We start from the raw sequence: 19,314 nt of genomic DNA, 5'->3' as shown, positions 1-19,314 counted from the left end.
CCGCGGGAAGCCGGCCCGGCCCGCCGCGGCGCGTCAGGGCTGGGTCTCGAGGGCGCGCTGGAGGGTCGGCCACGCCTTGGGCAGCTGGTCGCGCCAGTAGCCCCACGCGTGCACCCCGACGGGTTCGTAGGTGACGGTGACGGGGATCTTCAGAGCCGCGAGACGCTCCTCGAGCCGCTGGGTGCACATCCGCGACCCGGCCTCGAGGATGCCGCCGAGGACGAGGGTGCGCGCGAGGTCCGGGGTGCCGGGTGTCTCGTGGGGTCCCGGCACGCCGGTCGCGGCGGACATGTACAGCTCCTTGCCGGCAAGGTTCTCGGCGTGCGCGACGGTGTCGTGCTCGGCCCACTCCCGGCTGCCGGGCGGCCCCCACATGTTCACGGCGTCGCCGCCCTGCGACGAGGTGCTGGTCTGCACGACGGCGCTGCCGAGCAGGTCGCCCGTCGAATAGCAGCCGCTGAACGCGGCAACGCCCCGGTACAGCTCGGGGTGCCGGTGGGCGAGCATCATGGCCGCCTGCCCGCCCATCGAGTTCCCGGCGATCGCGTTGACCCCGTTGCTGTTCAGCCGCGCGGCGAGCAGCGGCGGAAGTTCCTTGGTGAGGAAGGTTTCCCACTTGTTGAGCCCGAGCTTGGGATCGGACTGCAGCCAGTCGCTGTAGAGGCTGCCGCGACCACCGTTGGGCATGACGACGTTGACGTTCTTGTCGGCGAAGAAGGCGGGGGCGCCGCCGATGTTCATCCACCCGCTCGTGTGGTTGCGGGCGCTGACCCCATCGAGCAGGAACAGGGTGGGGCGCGGGACGGAGTTGTCGGCGGGGAGCAGGACCTCGACGCCCACGTCGCGGCGCAGGGCGGGGCTTGCGACCGTCAGCCGCACCGCGCGTTCGGCGATCGGGGTCTCCCCCACGATGGCCGCGGTCTCGATGTCGCGCAGCTCAGGCAGGGGGCCGGGGTCCTCCTGGAAGGCGGACGGCACCGAGGAGCCGGAGCTCGACCCGGTGTCGGGTGCCGCGACGGCGGCTCCCGCTCCCAGCACGGTGACGGCGGCGAGCGCCGTCCCGGTCGTGAGCAGGCGGACGAGTGCCGGGCGCCGGGCAACCACCACGAGGACCTCCCTAAACCTCAAGTTCAGGTTGAGAGTAGCGGACGAGTCGTCCCCGTGGCGCCTTTCCCGGACCGTCGGCGTGCCCGAAAGACGCCACGGCGGCGGAGGCGCCTCCTACACTTGGGCACAGGCCACGGGAGGAGTCGCCGATGCCCGACCGCTCTGCCGCACGCACCGAACGGGCGCCCGCCGTCGAGCGCCCCGCACAACTCCGCAACGTCGTCCTCGTCGGCTGCAGCGGGGTCGGCAAGACCACCCTCGCCGAATCCCTCGCGCTGGCCGCGGGCGCTGTGGGCCGGGCCGGCCGGACCGCGGACGGCACCACAGTGTCCGACTACGAGGCGATCGAACAGCAGCACCGCCGTTCGGTGCAGCTGGCCGTGCTGCCGCTCGAGTGGAACGGGGTGAAGATCAACATCATCGACACCCCCGGGCACCCGGACTTCGACGCCGAGGTCCGCGCGGGCCTGCATGCCGCCGACGCGGCCGTATTCGTGGTCTCCGCAACCGATCCCATCTCCGCCGCCACCCGCACCCTGTGGCGCGAGTGCGCCGAGACCGCGATCCCCCGCGCCATCGTCGTCTCCAAGCTCGACGTCGCCCGCACCGGCTTCGACGACATGCTCACCGCGTGCCACGACGCGTTCGACCTCGGTCCGGACACCCTGCGGCCGGTCTACGTGCCGGTCTTCGACGGCGGCCGCCCCTGCGGCTCGATCGATCTGCTCACCGGCCGCGGCTACGGCAATCCCGCCGCCGTCCCGGACACCGGCGCCGCACGCGAGAGCCTCGTCGAGGCCATCTCCGGCCAGGACGACACCCTCATGGAGCGTTACCTCGCGGGTGAAACCCTCGACACCGAATCCCTCGACGAGGGGTTGCGGCACGAGATCGTCGACTGCGCACTGCATCCCGCGCTCGCCACCACCGACTACGGGGTGGGCGCCGCCGAGCTCCTCGACCTCGTGGCGATGGCCTTCCCCGACCCCACCCACCGTCGCCCGCCCGCGCCCGCCGCCGACCCCGAGGCACCGCTGGCGGCGCAGGTGATCCGCGTCGCCGGGGACGCCTACGTCGGGCGCATCAGCCTCGTGCGGGTGTACTCCGGAACCCTGCGGCCCGACACGACGATCCGGCTGGCCGGCTCCGCCGGCGACGACACCACCGAACGCGTCGCGACCCTCACCAGCCCGTTCGGCCGGCAACAGCGCCCGGTGCCCGAGGCCGTCGCCGGGGACCTCGTGTGCATCGCCAAGCTCCTCACCGCCCAGCCCGGCGACACGCTCTCCGAGGCGGGGGCGTCGACCCTGCTGGACCGCTGGCCGCTACCCGAGCCGCTGCTGCCGGTGGCCGTCGAGGCCCACACCCGCAGCGACGACGACAAGCTCTCGCAAGCCCTCGCCCGGCTGACCGCCGAGGACCCGGCCCTGCGCCTCGAACAGAACCCCGACACCCACCAGCTGGTGCTGTGGTGCACGGGCGAGGCCCACGCCGAGGTCGTCCTCGACCGGCTGCGCACCCGCCACGGCGTGCACGTCGACGCCGTCCCGTACCGGGTGGCGCTGCGCGAGACGTTCGCCGCCCCGGCCAAGGGCCACGGCCGGCTCGTCAAACAGTCCGGCGGCCACGGCCAGTACGCGGTATGCGACGTCGAGGTCGAACCGTTGCCGCTCGGCGGCGGCATCGAATTCGCCGAACGCGTCGTCGGCGGCGCCGTGCCCAGGCAGTTCTTCCCGTCCGTGGAGAAGGGCGTGCGGGCGCAGGCCGCCAAGGGGGTGGCCACCGGGAACCCGCTCATCGACGTCCGCGTCACCCTCGTCGACGGCAAGGCGCATTCGGTGGATTCCTCCGACGCCGCGTTCCAGACCGCGGCCGGGCTGGCCCTGCGTGACGCCGCCACGCACACCGAGGTCACGCTGCTCGAACCCGTCGCCGCGGTGCGGGTGATCCTGCCCGAGGAGTACCTCGGCGCTGTCCTCGGCGACCTGTCCGCCCGGCGCGGCCGGGTCCTGGGCACCGAGAGCGCCGAGCCGGGCCGCACCCTGCTGCGCGCGGAAGTCCCCGAACTCGAACTCGCCCGCTATCCGGTGGATCTGCGGTCGCTCACGCAGGGCACCGCGGAGTTCTCCCGGATGCACCTGCGCTACGAGCCCATGCCGGCCGCGGCGGCGGCGCAGTTCACCGGCGCGCAGCACGAGTCCCCGTCGAACGGCAAGTCCCGCAACGGAAACCGCTGACGCCGGGCGGATCATTCTCGCAGCAGCAGCGCCGCCAGTTCCGCGGGACGGGCCAGCGCGGGCAGGTGCCCGGTGTCGATCACCTCGGCGTCCACCCCCAGCCGCTCGCGCGCGAGCCGCTCGATCAGCGGCAGCGGAAACAGCCGGTCGTGGCGGCCCGCGATCACCCGCACCGGCACGTCCGGCCACCGCTGCGCCCGCCACGCCGGCTCGAAGGCCGACTCCGCCATGTCCGGCTGCTCGTGCGCGAACGCCTCGTCGACAACGTCGGCGGGCACATCGTGGAAGAACAGCGTGCGCGGATCCAGCGGCGCATCCGGGTCACGTCCGTCGGCGACGTCCTGGGCGCGCTTCGCCTCGGCCTGGCCCACCGCCGACCACCACTGTCCCGGCGACTCGCCCGGCGCCGGGACCATCGGCGCCACCAGGACCAGCGCGTGGACCGGCATCCGCTCGGCGACGATCGCCGCGGTGAACGCGGACATCGACTGCGCCACCAGGGTCGGTGGGCGCGCGAGGTCACGGCAGGCCGCCACCACGACGTCCGCGTACGCGTACTGGTCGGCGCCGGGATCGGTGTACGGCAGGTCGACCGGCACGACCTCGTGCCCGCGCAGCAGCGGCACCACCCGGTGCCAGTACCACGAGTCCGACCCCGCGCCCGGTAACAGGACGAAGGTGCGGGTCGTGGCACCGGGCATCGTCTGCCGATCCGTCACGGGCCGGGCCGGTCAGTCCGGCGCCTCGTCGCCGGTCTCGATCGGCCGCTGCTGCTCACGGTCCGAGACACTGCCCTCGACACCTTCCTCCTCGCGTTCGCTCTCGACCCGCTTCTCCATGTCGTCCACCAGGTTCTCCAGGTCCTCCCCGGTGACCGGGGCGGGGCGGTCGGTGGCCTCCACGGGCTCTTCTCGGTCATCGCGCTGTTCCGGACTTCCCACGGTGTGACGTCCTTTCGATGTCGGCCGACCTCGGTCGGTGCAGCCCTCCCGCATTACCCGGTCGCCCGCGCCCCGAAACCGCGCACCGGGCGCACATCACACCTTCGGGAAGGTCTCCGAGGGGCGCTCCCCCTCGTCGTAGACCGTCTCGGGCGAGCCGATGATCTGGGCATCGGGGGTGCCGACCACGCGCGGATTCTTGCCGGTGTAGTCGAAGCGGTGCAGCACCCACTTCATCGCCTCGATCCGCGAACGCTTCTTGTCGTTCGCCTTGACGATGGTCCACGGGGCATGCGGGGTGTCGGTGTAGAACAGCATCGCCTCCTTCGCCTCCGTGTACGCGTCCCACTTGTCGAGGCTCGCGAGGTCCGTCGGCGAGAGCTTCCACTGCTTGACCGGGTCGGTGCTGCGCGCGACGAACCGCGCGTGCTGCTCCTCGCGGCCCACCGAGAACCAGAACTTGACCAGGTGGATCCCGGACTGCACCAGCATCCGCTCGAATTCCGGTGCGGAGCGCGTGAATTCGCGGTACTCGTTCGGGGTGCAGTAGCCCATCACCCGTTCGACACCGGCCCGGTTGTACCAGGACCGGTCCATCAGCACGATCTCCCCACCCGCCGGCAGGTGTTCGACGTAGCGCTGGAAATACCACTGCGTGCGTTCCCGCTCGGTCGGCTTCTCGAGCGCCATCACCCGCGCACCACGCGGATTGAGGTGTTCGGTGAACCGCTTGATCGCCCCACCCTTGCCGGCCGCGTCGCGGCCTTCGAAGATGACGACGATCTTCTCGTTGTGCTCCTTGACCCAGGCCTGCAGTTTGAGCAGCTCGATCTGCAGCTTGCGTTTGCGGGCCTCGTACTGCCGCCGCGTCATTTTCGTGTCGTACGGATACCCGTTCCGCCACGGCTCGTCGACGTCGGCGATCCGATTCTTGCGGCCGGACTTCCGCAGCAACTCGCCGATCTCGTCGATCTCCGGGGTGACGTCAACCTGACCGTCCGACGCGAGTTCGAACGGTTCGCCCTTCTCGTTCAACTCGTCCACTCCGTGAGGTTACCGCCGCCACCGGCACGGTGCGGTTCGAACGCCGGTGCGACCCGCGGCGCATTCGCCCGCTTCCACCCCACCCTGTAGGCTTCGAGTCATCGATGGGCATTTCGCATCGGGCTTCCCGCCCGGTGGGCCCCGATTGGAACATCTTCCGGCTGATTCGCGGCCGACCAAGGAGCGTCCCGTGACGCACACACCGCTGCCCGGACAGCTCGGCACCGACCGGGCTGCGCCGGCGCAGCCGGGAACACAACCGTTCCCCGAACCCACCCGCACCCCGCGGTTGCTGCTGCGACCTGCCGGGGCGCCCACGTCGTCCGTCGACGGCGCCTGGTTCCCCTGGACCCAGAACGTCACCTCCGAACTGCACGACCTGGTCTCGGCGCTCGTCCCGAGGCTCGGGCCCGTCACGCGGATCGCGTTCGAATGGAATGCGGTCAGCTCTGCTCAGCGGCGCATCGACGACGTCGACGGCATCGAGATCACCGGTCCGATCCCCGGTCAGCCGTCGAATCTGATGTATCTGTTCGGCGAATCCGGAACCCGGATCGCGCTGACGATCGTCGCGCCCCACACCGATCCGGACCGCGCCTACGAGATCATGCGGACCGTCGCCGGTGCGCCCGGCAACCACTGACCCGCTTCTCCCCTCCCTTCCCACCACAGAACAGGACACCATGCAGCACCACGAGTACCCGATCTTCCTCCAGCCCGGCGCCCCTGCCGACGCGGACACTCCCACCGAGGCCGAGACGGATCCCCGCCGGCACGGACCGCACGACTACTCCGGGCTCTTCTCGGCTCCGAACTGACCGGGCATACCCCCGATGCGGGGGAACATGATCGAATCCAGCGCACGACCCCGGTGCAGGCGTCACACTGAAATCCGGAGAAATCCCCCGAACTCTGGAGACGCCATGCGCCGGCTGTCGATCCTTGCGATGACCACCTTCGTTCTGGCGGCCGCCGCCTGCGGCTCCGACACCGGCACCGAGGACTCCGCGACGACCACCACGCGCGCCCCCGACGCGGCCCAGGCCGAGCAGTTCCAGGCCGCACTCGACGACGTGCGCGACGACTTCAAGTTCCCCGGGGTGGTCGCGCGGGTGATCACCGCCGACTACGAATGGACCGGCAGCTCCGGGACGGCCGGGCCGGACTCGACCGAGCCACCGACCGCCGCCGACCACACCCGCATCGGCAGCATCACCAAGACGTTCACCGTCACCGCGATCCTCCAGCTGATGCAGGACGGCAAGCTCTCCCTCGACGATCCCATCGGCAAGTACGTGCCGGGCCTGCCCAACGGCGACACCGCCACCCTGCGCCAGCTCGCCGACATGACCAGCGGCATCCCCAGCTACACCTTCGACGAGAACTTCCAGAACCAGCTGTTCGGCGACCCGACCAAGCCCTGGACTCCGGAACAGCTGCTCGACATCGTGCGCGGCGACCCGCCGAACTTCGCACCCGGCGAGAAATGGGAGTACTCCAACTCCAATCTCATCGCCCTCGGACTCGTCGTCGAGCAGGTCAGCGGGCAGAGCCTGGGTGACTACATCACCGAGCGGATCACCGAGCCCATCGGCATGAGCGAGACCTCGTTCCCCGACAACGCCGACATCCCCTCCCCCCACCTCGACGGCATCACCGAACAGGGACAGCCGGAGGGGCGGACCACCGACGCCACCAACTGGGACCCGTCGTGGGCCTGGGCGGCCGGGGCGATGATCTCCACCCTCGACGACCTGCAGATCTGGGCGAAGGCCATCGGCACCGGCGAGGGACTCTACGACCAGCAGACCCAGGACGTGCGGATGTCGTCGTTCCTGTACGGGCTGCCGCCCAACACCGCGACCGCGGCATACGGGCTCGGACTCGGGGACGCCGACGGCTGGCTCAGCCACACCGGTGAACTACCCGGCTTCAACACCTACTTCGGCTACAACCAGGACACGCGCGACATCATCCTCGTCGCGGTCAACAGTGACATCCCGAACGCCCAGAACCAGAACCCGGCGCCCGCCGTGGTGCAGAAACTGCAGGCCGCGCTCGCCGGATCCTGACCGCACGACGGCCGTGGCGGCCCTCACGTCGGCCCGGATCCGGCGTGATCGGTCGTTATGGTGGATCAGGTGACTGTCGCACTCCTCGCTGCCATACCGGCCGACGCCGCCGCCCCCACCGACGGCATCGCCGGCTGGGCGCTGTCCCTGATGGACCGGCTCGGCGGCGTCGGCGCGGGCATCGCGATCGCGCTGGAGAACTTCTTCCCGCCGCTGCCGAGTGAGGTCATCCTGCCGCTCGCCGGCTTCGCCGCGAGCCTCGGCAGCTTCACCCTCTTCGGTGCCCTGTTCTGGACCACCCTCGGCTCGCTCGTCGGCGCCCTCGGGCTCTACGCGACCGGACGCGGCATCGGCCCCGACCGGATCCGCCGGATCGTCGACCGGCTTCCCCTCGTCGACGTCGAGGACCTCGACCGCACCACCGCCTGGTTCGAACGACACGGCGGCAAGGCCGTGTTCTTCGGCCGCATGGTCCCGCTGTTCCGCAGCCTGATCTCCATCCCCGCGGGCGTCACCCGCATGCCCGCATGGCGGTTCGTCCTCTTCACCACCGCGGGCAGCCTCATCTGGAACAGCATCTTCGTCTTCGCCGGCTACGGGCTGGGCGCGAACTGGTCCCGCGTCGAGCCGTACGCCTCCACGTTCCAGAACATCGTGATCGGGGCCGTCGTCCTCTTCGCCGGGTACGCGGTGGTCAAGCGGGTGCGCAAGCGCCGCGCGCAGAGCGACGCGAACTAGCCGACCTTGCACCCGTTCCCGTCGGCTTGCACCCGTTCCGGCGCGACGAAACGGATGCAAGGACGCGACAACGGGTGCAAGCCCGGGTTCAAAACATGACGCCGGCGAACGGCGCCGACGCCGTCGCGAACAGCTGCTCGACCACCGGCAGCGCCTCCGCGTCGTGCACCTGCACCAAACCGGCGACCTCGAGCTGATGCCAGCGAGTCCCGCCGAGCAGCGTCGCGGCGAGCGTGGACGCGTCCACCTCGAGCTGCGCCGGCTCGTCCACGCGTTCCGCACCCGACGCCGAGATCCGGTAGGTGCCGGAGTTCTCCGGCAGACGCTCGTCGACCACCCCCAGCCGCACCTCACCGGAACCGGCGAACGTCCGGTCGCGCAACGCGGCGGGCACGTCGACGATCCGCAGCCACGTCTCGTCGCCGGCGCGGCGCAGCTGCACCGCCCGTGAGTCCGTCAGCAACCACGGCAGCGGGTCGTCCTGCGGCATCGCGACGAACACGAACGTGTCCACCAGGTCGAGGTTGAGCAGGAACCGCAGCAGGCCCAGGTAGGCCGTGCGGGTCGGCGCGAAGAAGTCCTCGACGACGACCGTGCGCTCCCGGCTGCCGAACCAGGTGTCGGTGCCGATCGGGCGGTAGCGGGCGAAGCCCGTCTCCGCTCCCGGCTCGCCGTGCACCGCGACGTACCGGGGTTCACGGTCCCCGACGATCCGGTGCTCCTGCGACCGCCACCACGGCGGGATGCGATCGATGCTCCCGGGCCGCGACGACGGATTGTCGTCGGCGATGCGCGAGAGCAGGTCCCACGCGTCGTGTGGGTCGACGAGCCGCACCGGCCCGCCCTCCCCCACGGACGGACGCAGCGTCGCTCGCCGCACGTCCAGTTCGACGGTGTGCGTCGTGGTCGCGATGCCGTACCCGAAACGGCCGTAGATCGTCGCCTCGGAGGCCCGCAGCGACGTCACCACCTCACCCCGGTCCTGGGCGTCGCTCAGCTGGTGCCGCATCAACGCCGAGAGCACGCCCCGACGGGTGTGCGTGGGCAGCACCCCGACGTGCGTGACGGCGGCGTGCGGGACGCGGCGCCCTCCCGGCAGGATCATCCCGCTCGACGCCGACTCCACGGTGCCCACCAACTCCCCGTCGACGAACGCGCCGAGGGTGCGGCCCTGCTCGCGCTGGGTCAGGATCTGGCCCGGCTGGAGCGGATTCGGGGCGGGCATCCCGATCATCGCGGTACGGAACAGTTTCGCCGCCGACAGCAGCTCTGATTCGGTCTCGAGGACCCGGATCTCCGGCATTACCGCAGCATACGGGCCGCCGGTCCGGGACGGGTCCCGACGCGGACCGCTGACGGTGCCCGCCCGGCGGTCACGGCGACGCCGCGAGCAGGTCGTCGACCGACCGATGGACGTCCGGGCGGCGACCGTCGCCGACGTCGGGGTCCGGCAGGTGCTCGTCCGGGTCGATCAGCGTGACGTCGTGCCCGTCGAGTAGCAGCCGTCGCAGCACTTCGAGGATCATCCGCCGCCCGACCGGCAGCACCGAGTGCACGAACGTCAGGTCGAGCGCCACCCGCCGGGTGGTCACCGGCTCGTCCACCACGGCCCGCACCACGGTCTCGGCGTTGGTGAACTGGATATCGCCCTGCAGTTCCAGCACGGTGACCGCCTCCGGTTCCTCGCCTAGGATCTCGCGCCGGCGTAGCACCGAATGCGCGACCATCGGGGCGTCCATCAGATGCAGATTCATGTCGTGGGACAGGCGCTCGAAGGCGACGACACCCCGCGCGCTGTTGCCGTGCCGGTCCAGCCGCGGCGAGAACACGGCGATGCCCAGCTGGCCGGGCAGGATCCCGATGATACCGCCCGAGACCCCGCTCTTCGCGGGGATGCCGACGGTGGTCAGCCAGTCGCCGGCCGCGTCGTACATCCCGCACGTGGCCATCACCGACAGCACCTGACGCACCGTCGGCCGGGAGAACACCCGGGCACCCGTGCGCGGCTGGACCCCGCCGTTGGCGAGTGTGCCTGCCATCATCGCCAGATCGGTCACCGTCACCGACACCGAACACTGACGCACATACCCGGCGACCACGTCCTCGGGGTCGTCGAAGAACACCTCGTAGCTGCGCAGCAGGTTCGCGATCGCGATGTTGCGGTACGTCGTGGTCAGCTCGGAGGCGGCGACGCGCTCGTCGATAGCGAGGTCGCGGCCGGCCAGGTCGGAGAACAGCGACCGCACCTGTTCGCCCCGCGCGTGCGGCGACGCATCGTCGGACAGCAGCGCGTGGGCGGTGAGCGCGCCCGCGTTGATCATCGGATTCAGCGGCCGCCCCGAGTCGTGTTCGAGGGAGATCTCGTTGAACGCCTCCCCCGACGGTTCCACATCGATCTTCTCGAGCACCGCATCGAACCCCAGCCGGTCGAGCGCCATGCCGTACACGAACGGCTTGGAGATCGACTGGATCGAGAAGGCATGCTCGATGTCGCCGGCCGAATACACCGTCCCGTCCGCCGTCACGAGAGCCACCGCGAAACGATCCGGGTCGGCCGCGGCCAGCTCCGGAATGTAGTCGGCGACGGTCCCGCTCACATCGGCGGTGCACGTGTCGAGCACCTCGGTCAGGTAGTCCGGTATCGGGGAGCGCATGCCCCCATCCTTCCCGACCGTCGGCGTATCGGCGGCGGGTACCGCACCCGCTCGCCCGTCAGTCATCCGCCCCTGCGATTGCCGCCGCGGACGACTGACGGCAGCGCGGAACCCGCATGCGCCGATGTCGCAGTGCGGCCCAGCTTTCCGCCACCGGTTCGAGGGGATTCGGCACCGACAGACCGATCCTCTCCGCCGGCGCGCTACAGTACCCGGGCCATTGGACATCATGGGGGGATTTCATGGCCGAGGAACTTCGTCTGGACCCGCAGGCGATCGACGAGATCGTCGAACTCTGCGACACCATGCTCGGAACGCTCCGAGAAGCAGCGCGACAGGCAGGCAATCTGGCCGATGCGCCAAGCTTCGGGGGTTTCGCATCGGCTCAGGCTCTGCGTGCCGGATTCGTGCGCAAGGCCAGGGGTACGCCTGCGTCCCTCTACGAGCGGCTCGAACAGTTTCAGGCGGTCCTCTCCGACATGCGGGCGACGTTCGCCGCCGGCGGAGACGGTTTCCTCGCCGCGGAGTACGACTGGGCCGAACGCCTACGTGCCGCGAACCAGGAGGAGCAGTGATCACACGCCGCCTTACGGTCGCCGGCGCGCTCTGGGTGCTGGTTGCGCTCACCGGCTGCGCTGCACCTACACCAACCACGGTCACCGCTGGCGAGTCGCCGAGTTCGCCGGCCTCCACGACGCGACCGCCGCGCCTGGTCGACGAATCCGACCGACCGCTCGTTGCCTTCGACCCGTGTCTCGACATCCCCGACGAGGTGCTCACCGCCGCCGGCTACGACCCGGCCACCAAAGACAACGCGGACTTCGCCGCCACCCATTTCACGATGCTCGGCTGTGCCTACGACGGCATCGTGCACATTCCCGGAGTTCTGGCGCGCTATGACCTGTCCGTGCTATCCGCCAACTTCGACTTCGAGGAGGAACGGCAGAAGGCCATCGGCAACGGCGATGACCTGGTGCTCACGGAACTCGCCGGACGGAGAGCGCTCTTGAAGATCAACTCGTCCCTACCGTACCGATGTGGGATGAGCGTCGAAACGTCATATGGGGTGCTCATATTCGGCCGAATCCACTTCCGCGACAGCAGCGCTCCCCTACCGGAATCACAGTGGTGCGTCGGCCTGGAGGACACTGTGGGTCGGATCGTCGCGGTTCTCGACGACTTCGAATCGACATCGCGCTGAACGGCATCCCCAGGATTCACGCAGAGAGCACCGCCTTTGTGTCGGCGTCCCACGCTACGGTTGATCACACTGGAGCTGCGCTCTGTCCAGTGAGACGCGCAAGAGTGCTCGGAGCGGTAAGCGGAAGAGCGAGTAGTGAGCCCTACGTCATGCTGCTCGTTCGAACCAGTCGATCGCGAGGTCGGCGACCTCGGTTGGAGCGTCGTCGGTGATGAAGTGCGCTGCGTCGTCGACGTAGGCGAACTCGAGGCGATCGGCGTACCGCTCCGGATTGCGGCAGATGCGGCCCAGCTGTTGGTTCCACGGGTGGTCTTGGCGGCCGAACACGACGAGGGTCGGCACCGTGAGCCTCCGACGTCGGTAGACCCCCCGTGCCATGCGCACGGCTTCGGGCAGCACCATGCCACGCAGGAGCGGACGCACCGCGCCGTCGATGTCGGGGCGGCGCATCGGGGCGAGGTGCGCTTCAACGGTTGCCTCCGACATCGGGCGAGCAACGTACGCCGGGGAGAAGGCTCCACGCAGTGAGGCGCCCGGGCGGTGCCAAACGAACGCGGACAGGTGCCGGAAGCCCGGCAGGATCTTCGGGCTGAACGTCATGAAGGCCGGCGGCACGGCGAGTTGCACTGCCGTGCGAACCCGCTCGGGGTGGTCGTAGGTCAGCTGCATTGCAGTCAGGACGCCCATGTCGTGGGCGACGAGGTGGGTGCGCTCGATGTGGAGGACGTCGAAGAGAGCGATCAGGTCGCGGAGCCGGGTTTCGCGTTCGACACGCGGATCGTCGGCCACGGTCCAGCCCGCCCCGCGCAGGTCGGGACAGATGACGCGGTAACCGCTTGCCGCGATGACCGGCGCTATGGCGTGCCACTGCCACCAGTGCTCGGGAAATCCGTGCAACAGCACGACCGGTTCACCTTCGCCGATGGCGGCGACGTGAGTATGCAGTCCGGGCGTCTCCACGACGAGATGGTCGAAGCCGGACGCCTCGGGCAGCGGCGGCGACCAGGCCGAGGCGGGAGTAGGCACGGCGACCCCCTTCGCACGGTGGAGATACCACGTTCATAGTGGCCCTCTCGGAAAGGGTGTGTCCATGCCGGCGGCTACCCGGGAGCGCGGACTCGAGGCAGCTGTGGAGTTACACCGTCGCGCGTATCGTCGTCGCACTCGACGAGTTCGAGTCACGCAACCGCTGAAAGGCCCTCACAGCCGCTCGGCCGTCAGTCATCCGCTCCTGCAATTGCACGAGCGGATGACTGCAGGACGCGCGGATAATGTTCTGCGCCTGAGCCTTCCGCAACCGGCAGCAGATGCCCCATCCGCCGTCGTTTGGCTTCGAGGTAACGCACGTTCGCCGGGGCCCTGCCGACGTGCAGCGGCACCCGCCCCGACACCACGATGCCGTTGGCCTCGAGGCCGGAGATCTTGGCCGGGTTGTTGGTGAGCAGCCGCACCGACCACACACCGAGGTCGTGCAGGATCGCGGCGGCGCCGCCGTATTCGCGGCCGTCGGCGGGTTCGTCGAGCTCGAGGTTGGCCTGCACGGTGTCCAGGCCGCCGTCCTGCAGCCGGTAGGCGGCGAGCTTCTTCAGCAGGCCGATGCCACGGCCTTCGTGCCCGCGCAGGTACACCAGCACCCCGCCCTCGTGGGCGAGGCGTTCGAGGGCGGCGTCGAGCTGCGGGCCGCACTCGCAGCGCTGGGAGGCGAACGACTCGCCGGTCAGGCACTCCGAATGCACCCGCACCAGCGCGCCGTCATCCGGCTCACCGGCGAGCAACGCCAGATGCTCGGCGCCGGTGTGCCGGTCCTGGTAGCCGACGGCGCGGAAGGTGCCGAACCGGGTCGGCATCACGGTCTCGTCGGCGCGGATCACCCGCCCGGCCGGCACCGCGGCTGCGGGTAGCGGGTGCGCGGCGCGATAGGCGATCAGCTCCGCGACGGTGAGGACGGGCAGGTCGTTCCGGGCGCCGAGGTCCTCGATGCCGGGCATGCGCATCATGGACCCGTCGTCGGCGACGAGCTCGGCGATCACCCCGACCTGCGGCAGACCGGCGAGAGCGCACAGGTCGACGGCGGCCTCGGTGTGGCCGGGACGTTCGAGCACACCACCGGTCCGGGCGCGCAGCGGCAGGATGTGCCCGGGCCGGATCAGGTCCCGGGCGGTGGCGGTGGGGTCGGCGAGAACCCGCAGCGTGGTGGCGCGGTCGGCGGCGCTGATGCCGGTGCTCACCCCGCGCGCCGCGTCAACGGTGATCGTGTACGCGGTCTGCTTCGGGTCCTGGTTGTCGGTCACCATCGCCGGCAGCTCCAAGGCGTCGGCGCGGGCGCCGGTCATCGGCGCGCACAGCAGGCCCGAGGTGTGCCGCACGGTCCACGCGATCCACTCCGGACTGGCGTGGTGGGCGGCGAGGATCACGTCACCCTCGTTCTCGCGGTCGGCGTCGTCGGCGACGAGGACGGGCCGCCCCGCGCGCAGCGCGGCCAGCGCCGCCTCCATCCGGCTCACGACGCCACCAGCCTGCGGAAGGCGCTGCGGTGGAACACGATCGGCTCGGTGCCGGTGTCGTCGCAGAGCAGCTCGTGGACGCGCAACACTACAATGGCGTGGTCGCCCGCGGGGACCTGCTGCTCGATCGACACGTTCATCTGGACGCTACAGCCGGCGACGAACAGCGCTCCCCCGTCCCGGGTTTCGGTGTCGACGCCGGCGAACCGGTCGCCGTCCTTGGCCGCGAGCCCCCGGGCGGCACCGTCGGAGTTCAGGACGCTGATGCCGAGACGCGGCCGTGCCGCGAGCTTCGGCCAGGTGGCCGAGCTGTTCTGCACGCAGAACGCGACGAGCGGCGGGTCAAGCGAGACGGGAACGAAAGTGCTTGCGGCCATGCCGATCCGCTCACTGCCGGTGTCAGCGCAGATCGCGACGACACCCGAGGGAACGTGGGCGAAAGCGCGGCGCAGCGCGGCGCCGTCAAAGATGGTCATCGTGCCTCCGTCCGGAGAGTGGAACGCAGGACCGGCGCCCAGCGCTCGGCGTAGTCGGCGATCCGGGTGTCGGTGGTGTAGGTGGAGTCGAGCAGGTACAGCCCCGGCGCCGGGGTGGTGGCGCCGAGTTCGACGAGCACCGGCTTGAGCAGCAGGTCGGGGGCCATGGCGTGGGCCGGGCCGGCGCCGAGCATGAGCGGCACGGCGGTGACGTCGCGCAGGCCGTCGCCGGTGGCGAACTGGTCGAGGAACAGCTTGAGGATGCCGGTGTAGGTGGCCTTGAACGTGGGGCTGGCGAAGACCACGAGGTCCGAGGCGGCAACGGTGTCCACCGCGGCCTTGACCGCGTCGTCACCCCAGCCGAGCAGGCCGGGTCCGAGGGTGATCACATCGACGACGTGGTCGGGTGCGGAGCCGGTGAGTTCGGTGGCCAGGAGGGTGGCGGCGTCGAGGGTGCGAGAGCCGGGCTTCGGGTTGCCGGCGACGACGGTGGTCTTCATGGCGGGTGTCCTTCGGTCGGGCGCTCAGCGCGCGGATCGGGAGGCGGTGCGGCGACGGACCGCACCGGAGAGGGCGACGGCGACGACGAGTGCGCCGCCGTAGAACAGTTGCTGGACGAAGCTGGCGACGCCGAGCATCTGCAGGCCGACGACCCCGGCGACGAGGAAGTACACCGCGACGAGGGTGCCGAAGGCGTTGAAGCGGCCAGGCACGATCGCGGTGGCGCCGAGGAACGCGGCGGCGAACGCCGGCAGCATGAACGACTGCCCGGACGACGGGTCGGCGCCGCCGAGCATGCCGGCGTAGACGATGCCGGCCAGGGCCGCGACGAGCGCGGAGGTGACGAGCGCGCCGCCGCGGATGCGGTCGACGTGCAGGCCGCTGAGCCGCGCGACCTGCGGGCCGCGCCCGACGAACAGCAGCCGGCGCCCGATCGGCGTGTACTGGAAGATCACCGCGGTGAGCAGGACGAGGGCGAGGGCGTAGTAGAACTGCAGCGACACCCCGAACAGGCGGGTGCCGATGGTCGCGTCGACGAGCGCGGCGTCGATGCCGGTGACCGAGGTGGAGTCGGAGATCCACTGCACCACGCCGAGGACGACGGTGCCGCTGCCGAGCGTCGCGATGAACGAGTCGATGTGCAGCCGGACGACGAGCACGGCGTTGACGATGCCGACGAACAGCGCGACGAGCACGGCGACAGCGATGGCCGGCGGCAGCGACCAGCCCTGCTGGACGTTGAGCACCGCGATGGTCATTGCGGCGAGGGACATGGTGGACACGGCCGAGAGGTCGAACTCGCCGGCGGTGAGCGGCACGATCAGCCCGAGGGCGAGGATGAGCAGCACGGCCTGCGAGCCGAGGATGTTCTGCAGGTTGTTCGCGGTCGGGTAGATCTCGGGGCGCAGCGCGCTGAACACGAGCACGACGGCGACGAGGGCCAGCACGAGCGCGTACTTCTCGACCAGCGGGCCGAGCGCGACGCGTGGCCGGGTCGACTCTGCAACGGTGGCGGGCGTTTTCGTGGTGGTGGTCTTGTCGAGGGTGACGGACATCAGGCTTTCACTTCCTGTCGGGTCAGTCCGAGGACGCTGTCCGAGATGTGGTGCTTGGAAAGGTGGTCGCCGGTGAGTTCGGCGACGATGTGGCCGCGGGAGAAGACGAGGACGCGGTCGCACAGCACCGACAGCTGCTCGTAGTCGGAGCTGGCGACGACGATGCCCGCTCCCCCGCGCGCCGTCTCGCGGAGCATCTCGAAGATGCGGGCGCGGGCACCGATGTCCACGCCCTGGGTGGGTTCGGCGAGCAGCACCAGCGCTGGGTCGGTCTGGAGCCACTTGCCGAGCAGGGCCTTCTGCTGGTTGCCGCCGGAGAGGGAACCGTAGACGGCCTGCGGGTCGCGGGGCCGCACGTCGCAGCGTTCGGCGAGGGACGCGGCGACGGCCCTGAGCGCGCCCGGTTTGACCAGGGCCGCGCCGAGGATCGGCAGGGTGACGTTCTCGGCGACGGTCAGTTCCGGCGCGCTGCCCTCCACCTTGCGGTCCGGCGGCACGTACACGACCTTGCGGTCGAGCGCGTCGATCGGCGTGATCGTCTGTAGCGCAACAGTGTCGGGGCCGATCGTCAACCGTCCCCCGCGGGCCTGTCGGGCCCCGTAGAGGGCGGGCAGCACGTCGTCATAGCCGGAGCCGGCGATGCCGGTGAGGCCGACGATCTCGCCGGGCCGCACGTCGAAGCCGATCCCGTCGACGGTCGCGGTCTCGAGTTCCTCGATCCGGGCGAGCGGCGCCGCGTCGTCGAAGTCGCGGACGGGCCCGGCGACGCGGGGGTCGGCGGAGTCGAGGCTGCGGCCGACGATGAGGTCGATGAGCGAGGCGGCGGTGAGGTCGCGGGTGCGGTGGGTGCCCTGAGAGACGCCGTCGCGCAGGACGGTGACGCGGTCGGTGTGGTCGAGCACCTCGTCGAGGTCGTGCGAGACGAACAGGACCGCGGCCTTCTTGTCGGCGACGATCTCGCGGACGACGGAGAACAACAGGTCGGTGCCCTCACGGGGCAGGAAGACGGTCGGCTCGTCGAGGACGAGGAGGGTGCGGCGGTCGCCGAGTTCCTCCACGGCCCGCAGGATCGCGACGAGCGCGCGGTCGGTCTCGCCGAGGCTCGACACCGGCGCGTCGGGGTCGACGTCCAGGCCGAAGCGGTCGAACAGCGCTCGGGCGGTGGACTTCTCACGCCGCCAAGAGATCCACGGCCGCGAGCCGGCGACGACGGGGCCGACGCGCAGGTTCTCCACCACCGACAGGTCGGGCACGAGGGCGAGGTCCTGGTGGACGAAGCTGATGCCGATGTCGCGGAACGCGCCGGCGGGGACGGGCAGGGGCACGTCGCGGCCGCGGACCTGCAGGGCGGCGCCGGGGTCGGGGGCGTGGAACCCGGCGAGGACTTTGATGAGGGTGGACTTGCCGGAGCCGTTCTCGCCGAGCAGGCCGTGCACCTCGCCGGCGTGGATCGTCAGGCCGACGTCGTTCAGGACGGTGTGGCTGCCGAAGGTCTTGGACAGGCCGACGATGTTGACGATGGGGTCAGGGCTGCTCACTGGACCCCCAGAGGGCCTCGTAGCCGGTGACGTAGGCGGTGCCGTAGCCCCTGTCGGGCTGCGGCGGGATGCCGGTCTCGTCGATGTTGTCGGCGGTGATGAGCTTGAGCGGGGTCTGCTGGGCACCGTTCGGGACGGGGTCGTAGCCCAGGAGCAGGCGGCCGGCCTGGTCCATGGTGGCCCAGGCGAGCCACGGGATGGACTCGCCGACGTTCATGGTGACGATGCCGTCGTCCTGCTGGATCTTCAGCACGGCGGGGGTGCCGTTGACCGAGGAGATCTCGACCTGTCCGGTCTTGCCGGCGGCCTTGATGCCGGACTGGGCGTAGAGCGACATCGAGTCGTAGATGGGCAGGACGAAGTCGATGGTGGGGTCGGCGGAGAGGGCGGACTGCACCTCGGACTGGATCTTGGTGGCCCACTCGGCGACGGGCACGTTGACGATCTTGTATTCGCACCTGGGGCAGTACTGCGCGATCTCGTCCTCCATCGCCGCGACCTCGGCCTTGGCGGGCGGGACCTCGTTGGAGGTGATGATCAGGGCGTTGCCCTCGCCCTCGGTCCGGTCGATCATCCAGTCGACGGTGAGACGGTTGGCCTCGGCGAGCGGGGCGTCGGTGGTGGCGTCGACGAGGTCCTCGAGGTCGGCGGGCAGCGGCTCGCCGCGCAGGATGGTGTGGGTGAGCAGGACGGGAATGTTTGCTGCGTCTGCCTTTTCGAGGGAGGGTTTGATGAGGGAGGCGTCGATGCCCTGCGAGAGGATGATCAGGTCGACGCGCTGGTTGACGGCCTGTTCGACGCCGGTGGCCCACTGGGCGGGCTGGCCCTGGTTGGTGTATTCGATCCAGGTGGCGCCGTAGCGTTCGGCGACCTTCTTCGATTCCTCGTCGACCGCGACGTTGTAGGGGTTCTCGCTGTTGGTGGGGATCGCGAAGATCGTCTTTCCGGCGATGTTCCGCATCGGGAAGGGCTCGGCCTCGAGCGTGAACTCCGGGTCGCCCTCGTACTTCGCGAGCTGGGCGCGGGCATAGTCGATTCCGGCGGCGACGTCGGCGTCGGAGACGTCGCCACCGCCGGAGCCGGAACTGCTGCATGCGGCGAGACCGAGGGCGGCCGTGAGAGTGAGCGCGGCGATCGCGGCGCGGCCGGGAAGGGTGGTGCGCATGAATTCTCCTGGAGGGGAAGAGGAGGTTCGACGAGAGGCGGGGCGCGACGTTGCGGAGCCGGTCGATGCGGTCGATGACTT

At 70.3% G+C, this 19,314-nt stretch carries 20 protein-coding genes; 7 read left to right on the top strand and 13 right to left on the bottom strand.

Annotated features, from left to right (window positions below; genetic code table 11):
• Positions 1 to 33: 33 nt before the first annotated feature.
• Positions 34 to 1,107, bottom strand: a complete 1,074-nt coding sequence (locus ACM26Y_RS08730) for an alpha/beta hydrolase (RefSeq protein WP_416063226.1) — start codon at positions 1,105 to 1,107, stop codon at positions 34 to 36.
• A gap of 149 nt (positions 1,108 to 1,256) precedes the next feature.
• Here ACM26Y_RS08730 and ACM26Y_RS08725 point away from each other — a divergent pair, with 149 nt between their 5' ends.
• Positions 1,257 to 3,344 carry an elongation factor G-like protein EF-G2 gene (locus ACM26Y_RS08725; protein WP_416063225.1) on the top strand — a complete coding sequence of 696 codons (2,088 nt, stop codon included), beginning with the start codon at positions 1,257 to 1,259 and terminating at the stop codon, positions 3,342 to 3,344.
• An 11-nt stretch (positions 3,345 to 3,355) separates the two neighbouring features.
• Here the strand turns inward: ACM26Y_RS08725 and ACM26Y_RS08720 are convergent, their stop codons facing one another.
• The 3 genes from ACM26Y_RS08720 to ppk2 all read right to left on the bottom strand — a co-directional run bounded on the left by ACM26Y_RS08720 (position 3,356) and on the right by ppk2 (position 5,329).
• Complete coding sequence (locus ACM26Y_RS08720) at positions 3,356 to 4,045, bottom strand: alpha/beta fold hydrolase (protein WP_416063224.1); 690 nt, start codon at positions 4,043 to 4,045, stop codon at positions 3,356 to 3,358.
• 30 nt (positions 4,046 to 4,075) lie between these two features.
• Entirely contained in the window at positions 4,076 to 4,246 is a 171-nt protein-coding gene (locus ACM26Y_RS08715; RefSeq protein WP_200863113.1) for a hypothetical protein, read from the bottom strand.
• A 135-nt stretch (positions 4,247 to 4,381) separates the two neighbouring features.
• Entirely contained in the window at positions 4,382 to 5,329 is a 948-nt protein-coding gene (gene ppk2, locus ACM26Y_RS08710) for a polyphosphate kinase 2 (protein ID WP_003935142.1), read from the bottom strand.
• Positions 5,330 to 5,519: 190 nt separating this feature from the next.
• On the opposite strand from ppk2, the gene ACM26Y_RS08705 reads away from it, so the two are divergent.
• The 4 genes from ACM26Y_RS08705 to ACM26Y_RS08690 all read left to right on the top strand — a co-directional run bounded on the left by ACM26Y_RS08705 (position 5,520) and on the right by ACM26Y_RS08690 (position 8,139).
• The gene (locus ACM26Y_RS08705) at positions 5,520 to 5,972 is read left to right on the top strand and encodes a DUF5994 family protein (protein ID WP_416063223.1); all 453 of its coding nucleotides are present in this window, start codon (positions 5,520 to 5,522) and stop codon (positions 5,970 to 5,972) included.
• A 40-nt stretch (positions 5,973 to 6,012) separates the two neighbouring features.
• Positions 6,013 to 6,147, top strand: a complete 135-nt coding sequence (locus ACM26Y_RS08700) for a hypothetical protein (protein WP_416063222.1) — start codon at positions 6,013 to 6,015, stop codon at positions 6,145 to 6,147.
• A gap of 105 nt (positions 6,148 to 6,252) precedes the next feature.
• The gene (locus ACM26Y_RS08695; protein ID WP_416063221.1) at positions 6,253 to 7,401 is read left to right on the top strand and encodes a serine hydrolase domain-containing protein; all 1,149 of its coding nucleotides are present in this window, start codon (positions 6,253 to 6,255) and stop codon (positions 7,399 to 7,401) included.
• Positions 7,402 to 7,458: 57 nt separating this feature from the next.
• Positions 7,459 to 8,139, top strand: coding sequence for a DedA family protein (locus tag ACM26Y_RS08690; protein ID WP_416063220.1), 681 nt, complete (start codon positions 7,459 to 7,461; stop codon positions 8,137 to 8,139).
• Positions 8,140 to 8,227: 88 nt separating this feature from the next.
• On the opposite strand, the gene ACM26Y_RS08685 is transcribed toward ACM26Y_RS08690, so the two are convergent.
• On the bottom strand, positions 8,228 to 9,442 hold the full coding sequence (locus ACM26Y_RS08685; RefSeq protein WP_416063219.1) for a GNAT family N-acetyltransferase: 1,215 nt from the start codon (positions 9,440 to 9,442) through the stop codon (positions 8,228 to 8,230).
• 70 nt (positions 9,443 to 9,512) lie between these two features.
• Positions 9,513 to 10,793, bottom strand: coding sequence for a glutaminase (locus tag ACM26Y_RS08680; protein WP_416063218.1), 1,281 nt, complete (start codon positions 10,791 to 10,793; stop codon positions 9,513 to 9,515).
• Between the two features lie 242 nt (positions 10,794 to 11,035).
• Between ACM26Y_RS08680 and ACM26Y_RS08675 the strand changes: the two genes are divergently transcribed.
• Both ACM26Y_RS08675 and ACM26Y_RS08670 read left to right on the top strand, forming a co-directional pair.
• Positions 11,036 to 11,368 carry a hypothetical protein gene (locus ACM26Y_RS08675; RefSeq protein ID WP_416063217.1) on the top strand — a complete coding sequence of 111 codons (333 nt, stop codon included), beginning with the start codon at positions 11,036 to 11,038 and terminating at the stop codon, positions 11,366 to 11,368.
• The gene (locus tag ACM26Y_RS08670) at positions 11,365 to 11,994 is read left to right on the top strand and encodes a DUF3558 domain-containing protein (protein WP_416063216.1); all 630 of its coding nucleotides are present in this window, start codon (positions 11,365 to 11,367) and stop codon (positions 11,992 to 11,994) included. The genes ACM26Y_RS08675 and ACM26Y_RS08670 overlap by 4 nt, the downstream gene beginning before the upstream one ends.
• A gap of 147 nt (positions 11,995 to 12,141) precedes the next feature.
• Here ACM26Y_RS08670 and ACM26Y_RS08665 read toward each other — a convergent pair whose 3' ends face one another.
• From ACM26Y_RS08665 to ACM26Y_RS08635, 7 genes are all read right to left on the bottom strand, one after another.
• Complete coding sequence (locus ACM26Y_RS08665) at positions 12,142 to 13,020, bottom strand: alpha/beta fold hydrolase (protein WP_416063215.1); 879 nt, start codon at positions 13,018 to 13,020, stop codon at positions 12,142 to 12,144.
• Between the two features lie 191 nt (positions 13,021 to 13,211).
• Positions 13,212 to 14,489 (bottom strand): 3,4-dihydroxy-2-butanone-4-phosphate synthase, encoded by a 1,278-nt coding sequence (gene ribB, locus ACM26Y_RS08660; protein ID WP_416063642.1) that lies wholly within the window; start codon positions 14,487 to 14,489, stop codon positions 13,212 to 13,214.
• A gap of 5 nt (positions 14,490 to 14,494) precedes the next feature.
• A complete protein-coding gene (locus tag ACM26Y_RS08655; protein ID WP_416063214.1) occupies positions 14,495 to 14,974 on the bottom strand; it encodes a flavin reductase family protein in 480 nt (159 codons plus the stop codon).
• A complete protein-coding gene (locus tag ACM26Y_RS08650) occupies positions 14,971 to 15,474 on the bottom strand; it encodes an NADPH-dependent FMN reductase (RefSeq protein ID WP_140188484.1) in 504 nt (167 codons plus the stop codon). The genes ACM26Y_RS08655 and ACM26Y_RS08650 overlap by 4 nt, the downstream gene beginning before the upstream one ends.
• 24 nt (positions 15,475 to 15,498) lie before the next feature.
• The gene (locus tag ACM26Y_RS08645; RefSeq protein WP_416063213.1) at positions 15,499 to 16,530 is read right to left on the bottom strand and encodes an ABC transporter permease; all 1,032 of its coding nucleotides are present in this window, start codon (positions 16,528 to 16,530) and stop codon (positions 15,499 to 15,501) included.
• The gene (locus tag ACM26Y_RS08640; RefSeq protein WP_416063212.1) at positions 16,530 to 18,068 is read right to left on the bottom strand and encodes a sugar ABC transporter ATP-binding protein; all 1,539 of its coding nucleotides are present in this window, start codon (positions 18,066 to 18,068) and stop codon (positions 16,530 to 16,532) included. Before ACM26Y_RS08640 ends, ACM26Y_RS08645 begins: the two co-directional genes overlap by 1 nt.
• Entirely contained in the window at positions 18,055 to 19,233 is a 1,179-nt protein-coding gene (locus tag ACM26Y_RS08635) for a sugar ABC transporter substrate-binding protein (RefSeq protein ID WP_416063211.1), read from the bottom strand. Before ACM26Y_RS08635 ends, ACM26Y_RS08640 begins: the two co-directional genes overlap by 14 nt.
• Between the last annotated feature and the right edge of the window lie 81 nt (positions 19,234 to 19,314).

The organism is Rhodococcus indonesiensis (assembly GCF_047782815.1).
Taxonomy (GTDB): Bacteria; Actinomycetota; Actinomycetes; order Mycobacteriales; family Mycobacteriaceae; genus Rhodococcus; species Rhodococcus indonesiensis.
The sequence above is the reverse complement of the archived record's forward strand: the minus strand, read 5'-3'. Positions and strand labels throughout refer to the sequence as shown.

Excerpts from the sequence above, each read along its gene's own strand:
- ACM26Y_RS08700 (WP_416063222.1), top strand. The coding sequence starts at position 6,013 with ATGCAGCACCACGAGTACCCGATCTTCCTCCAGCCCGGCGCCCCTGCC.
- ACM26Y_RS08655 (WP_416063214.1), bottom strand. The coding sequence starts at position 14,974 with ATGACCATCTTTGACGGCGCCGCGCTGCGCCGCGCTTTCGCCCACGTT.
- ACM26Y_RS08690 (WP_416063220.1), top strand. The coding sequence starts at position 7,459 with ATGGTGGATCAGGTGACTGTCGCACTCCTCGCTGCCATACCGGCCGAC.
- ACM26Y_RS08635 (WP_416063211.1), bottom strand. The coding sequence starts at position 19,233 with ATGCGCACCACCCTTCCCGGCCGCGCCGCGATCGCCGCGCTCACTCTC.
- ACM26Y_RS08695 (WP_416063221.1), top strand. The coding sequence starts at position 6,253 with ATGCGCCGGCTGTCGATCCTTGCGATGACCACCTTCGTTCTGGCGGCC.
- ACM26Y_RS08680 (WP_416063218.1), bottom strand. The coding sequence starts at position 10,793 with ATGCGCTCCCCGATACCGGACTACCTGACCGAGGTGCTCGACACGTGC.
- ribB (WP_416063642.1), bottom strand. The coding sequence starts at position 14,489 with ATGGAGGCGGCGCTGGCCGCGCTGCGCGCGGGGCGGCCCGTCCTCGTC.
- ACM26Y_RS08650 (WP_140188484.1), bottom strand. The coding sequence starts at position 15,474 with ATGAAGACCACCGTCGTCGCCGGCAACCCGAAGCCCGGCTCTCGCACC.
- ACM26Y_RS08685 (WP_416063219.1), bottom strand. The coding sequence starts at position 9,442 with ATGCCGGAGATCCGGGTCCTCGAGACCGAATCAGAGCTGCTGTCGGCG.
- ACM26Y_RS08675 (WP_416063217.1), top strand. The coding sequence starts at position 11,036 with ATGGCCGAGGAACTTCGTCTGGACCCGCAGGCGATCGACGAGATCGTC.
- ACM26Y_RS08720 (WP_416063224.1), bottom strand. The coding sequence starts at position 4,045 with ATGCCCGGTGCCACGACCCGCACCTTCGTCCTGTTACCGGGCGCGGGG.
- ACM26Y_RS08725 (WP_416063225.1), top strand. The coding sequence starts at position 1,257 with ATGCCCGACCGCTCTGCCGCACGCACCGAACGGGCGCCCGCCGTCGAG.
- ACM26Y_RS08645 (WP_416063213.1), bottom strand. The coding sequence starts at position 16,530 with ATGTCCGTCACCCTCGACAAGACCACCACCACGAAAACGCCCGCCACC.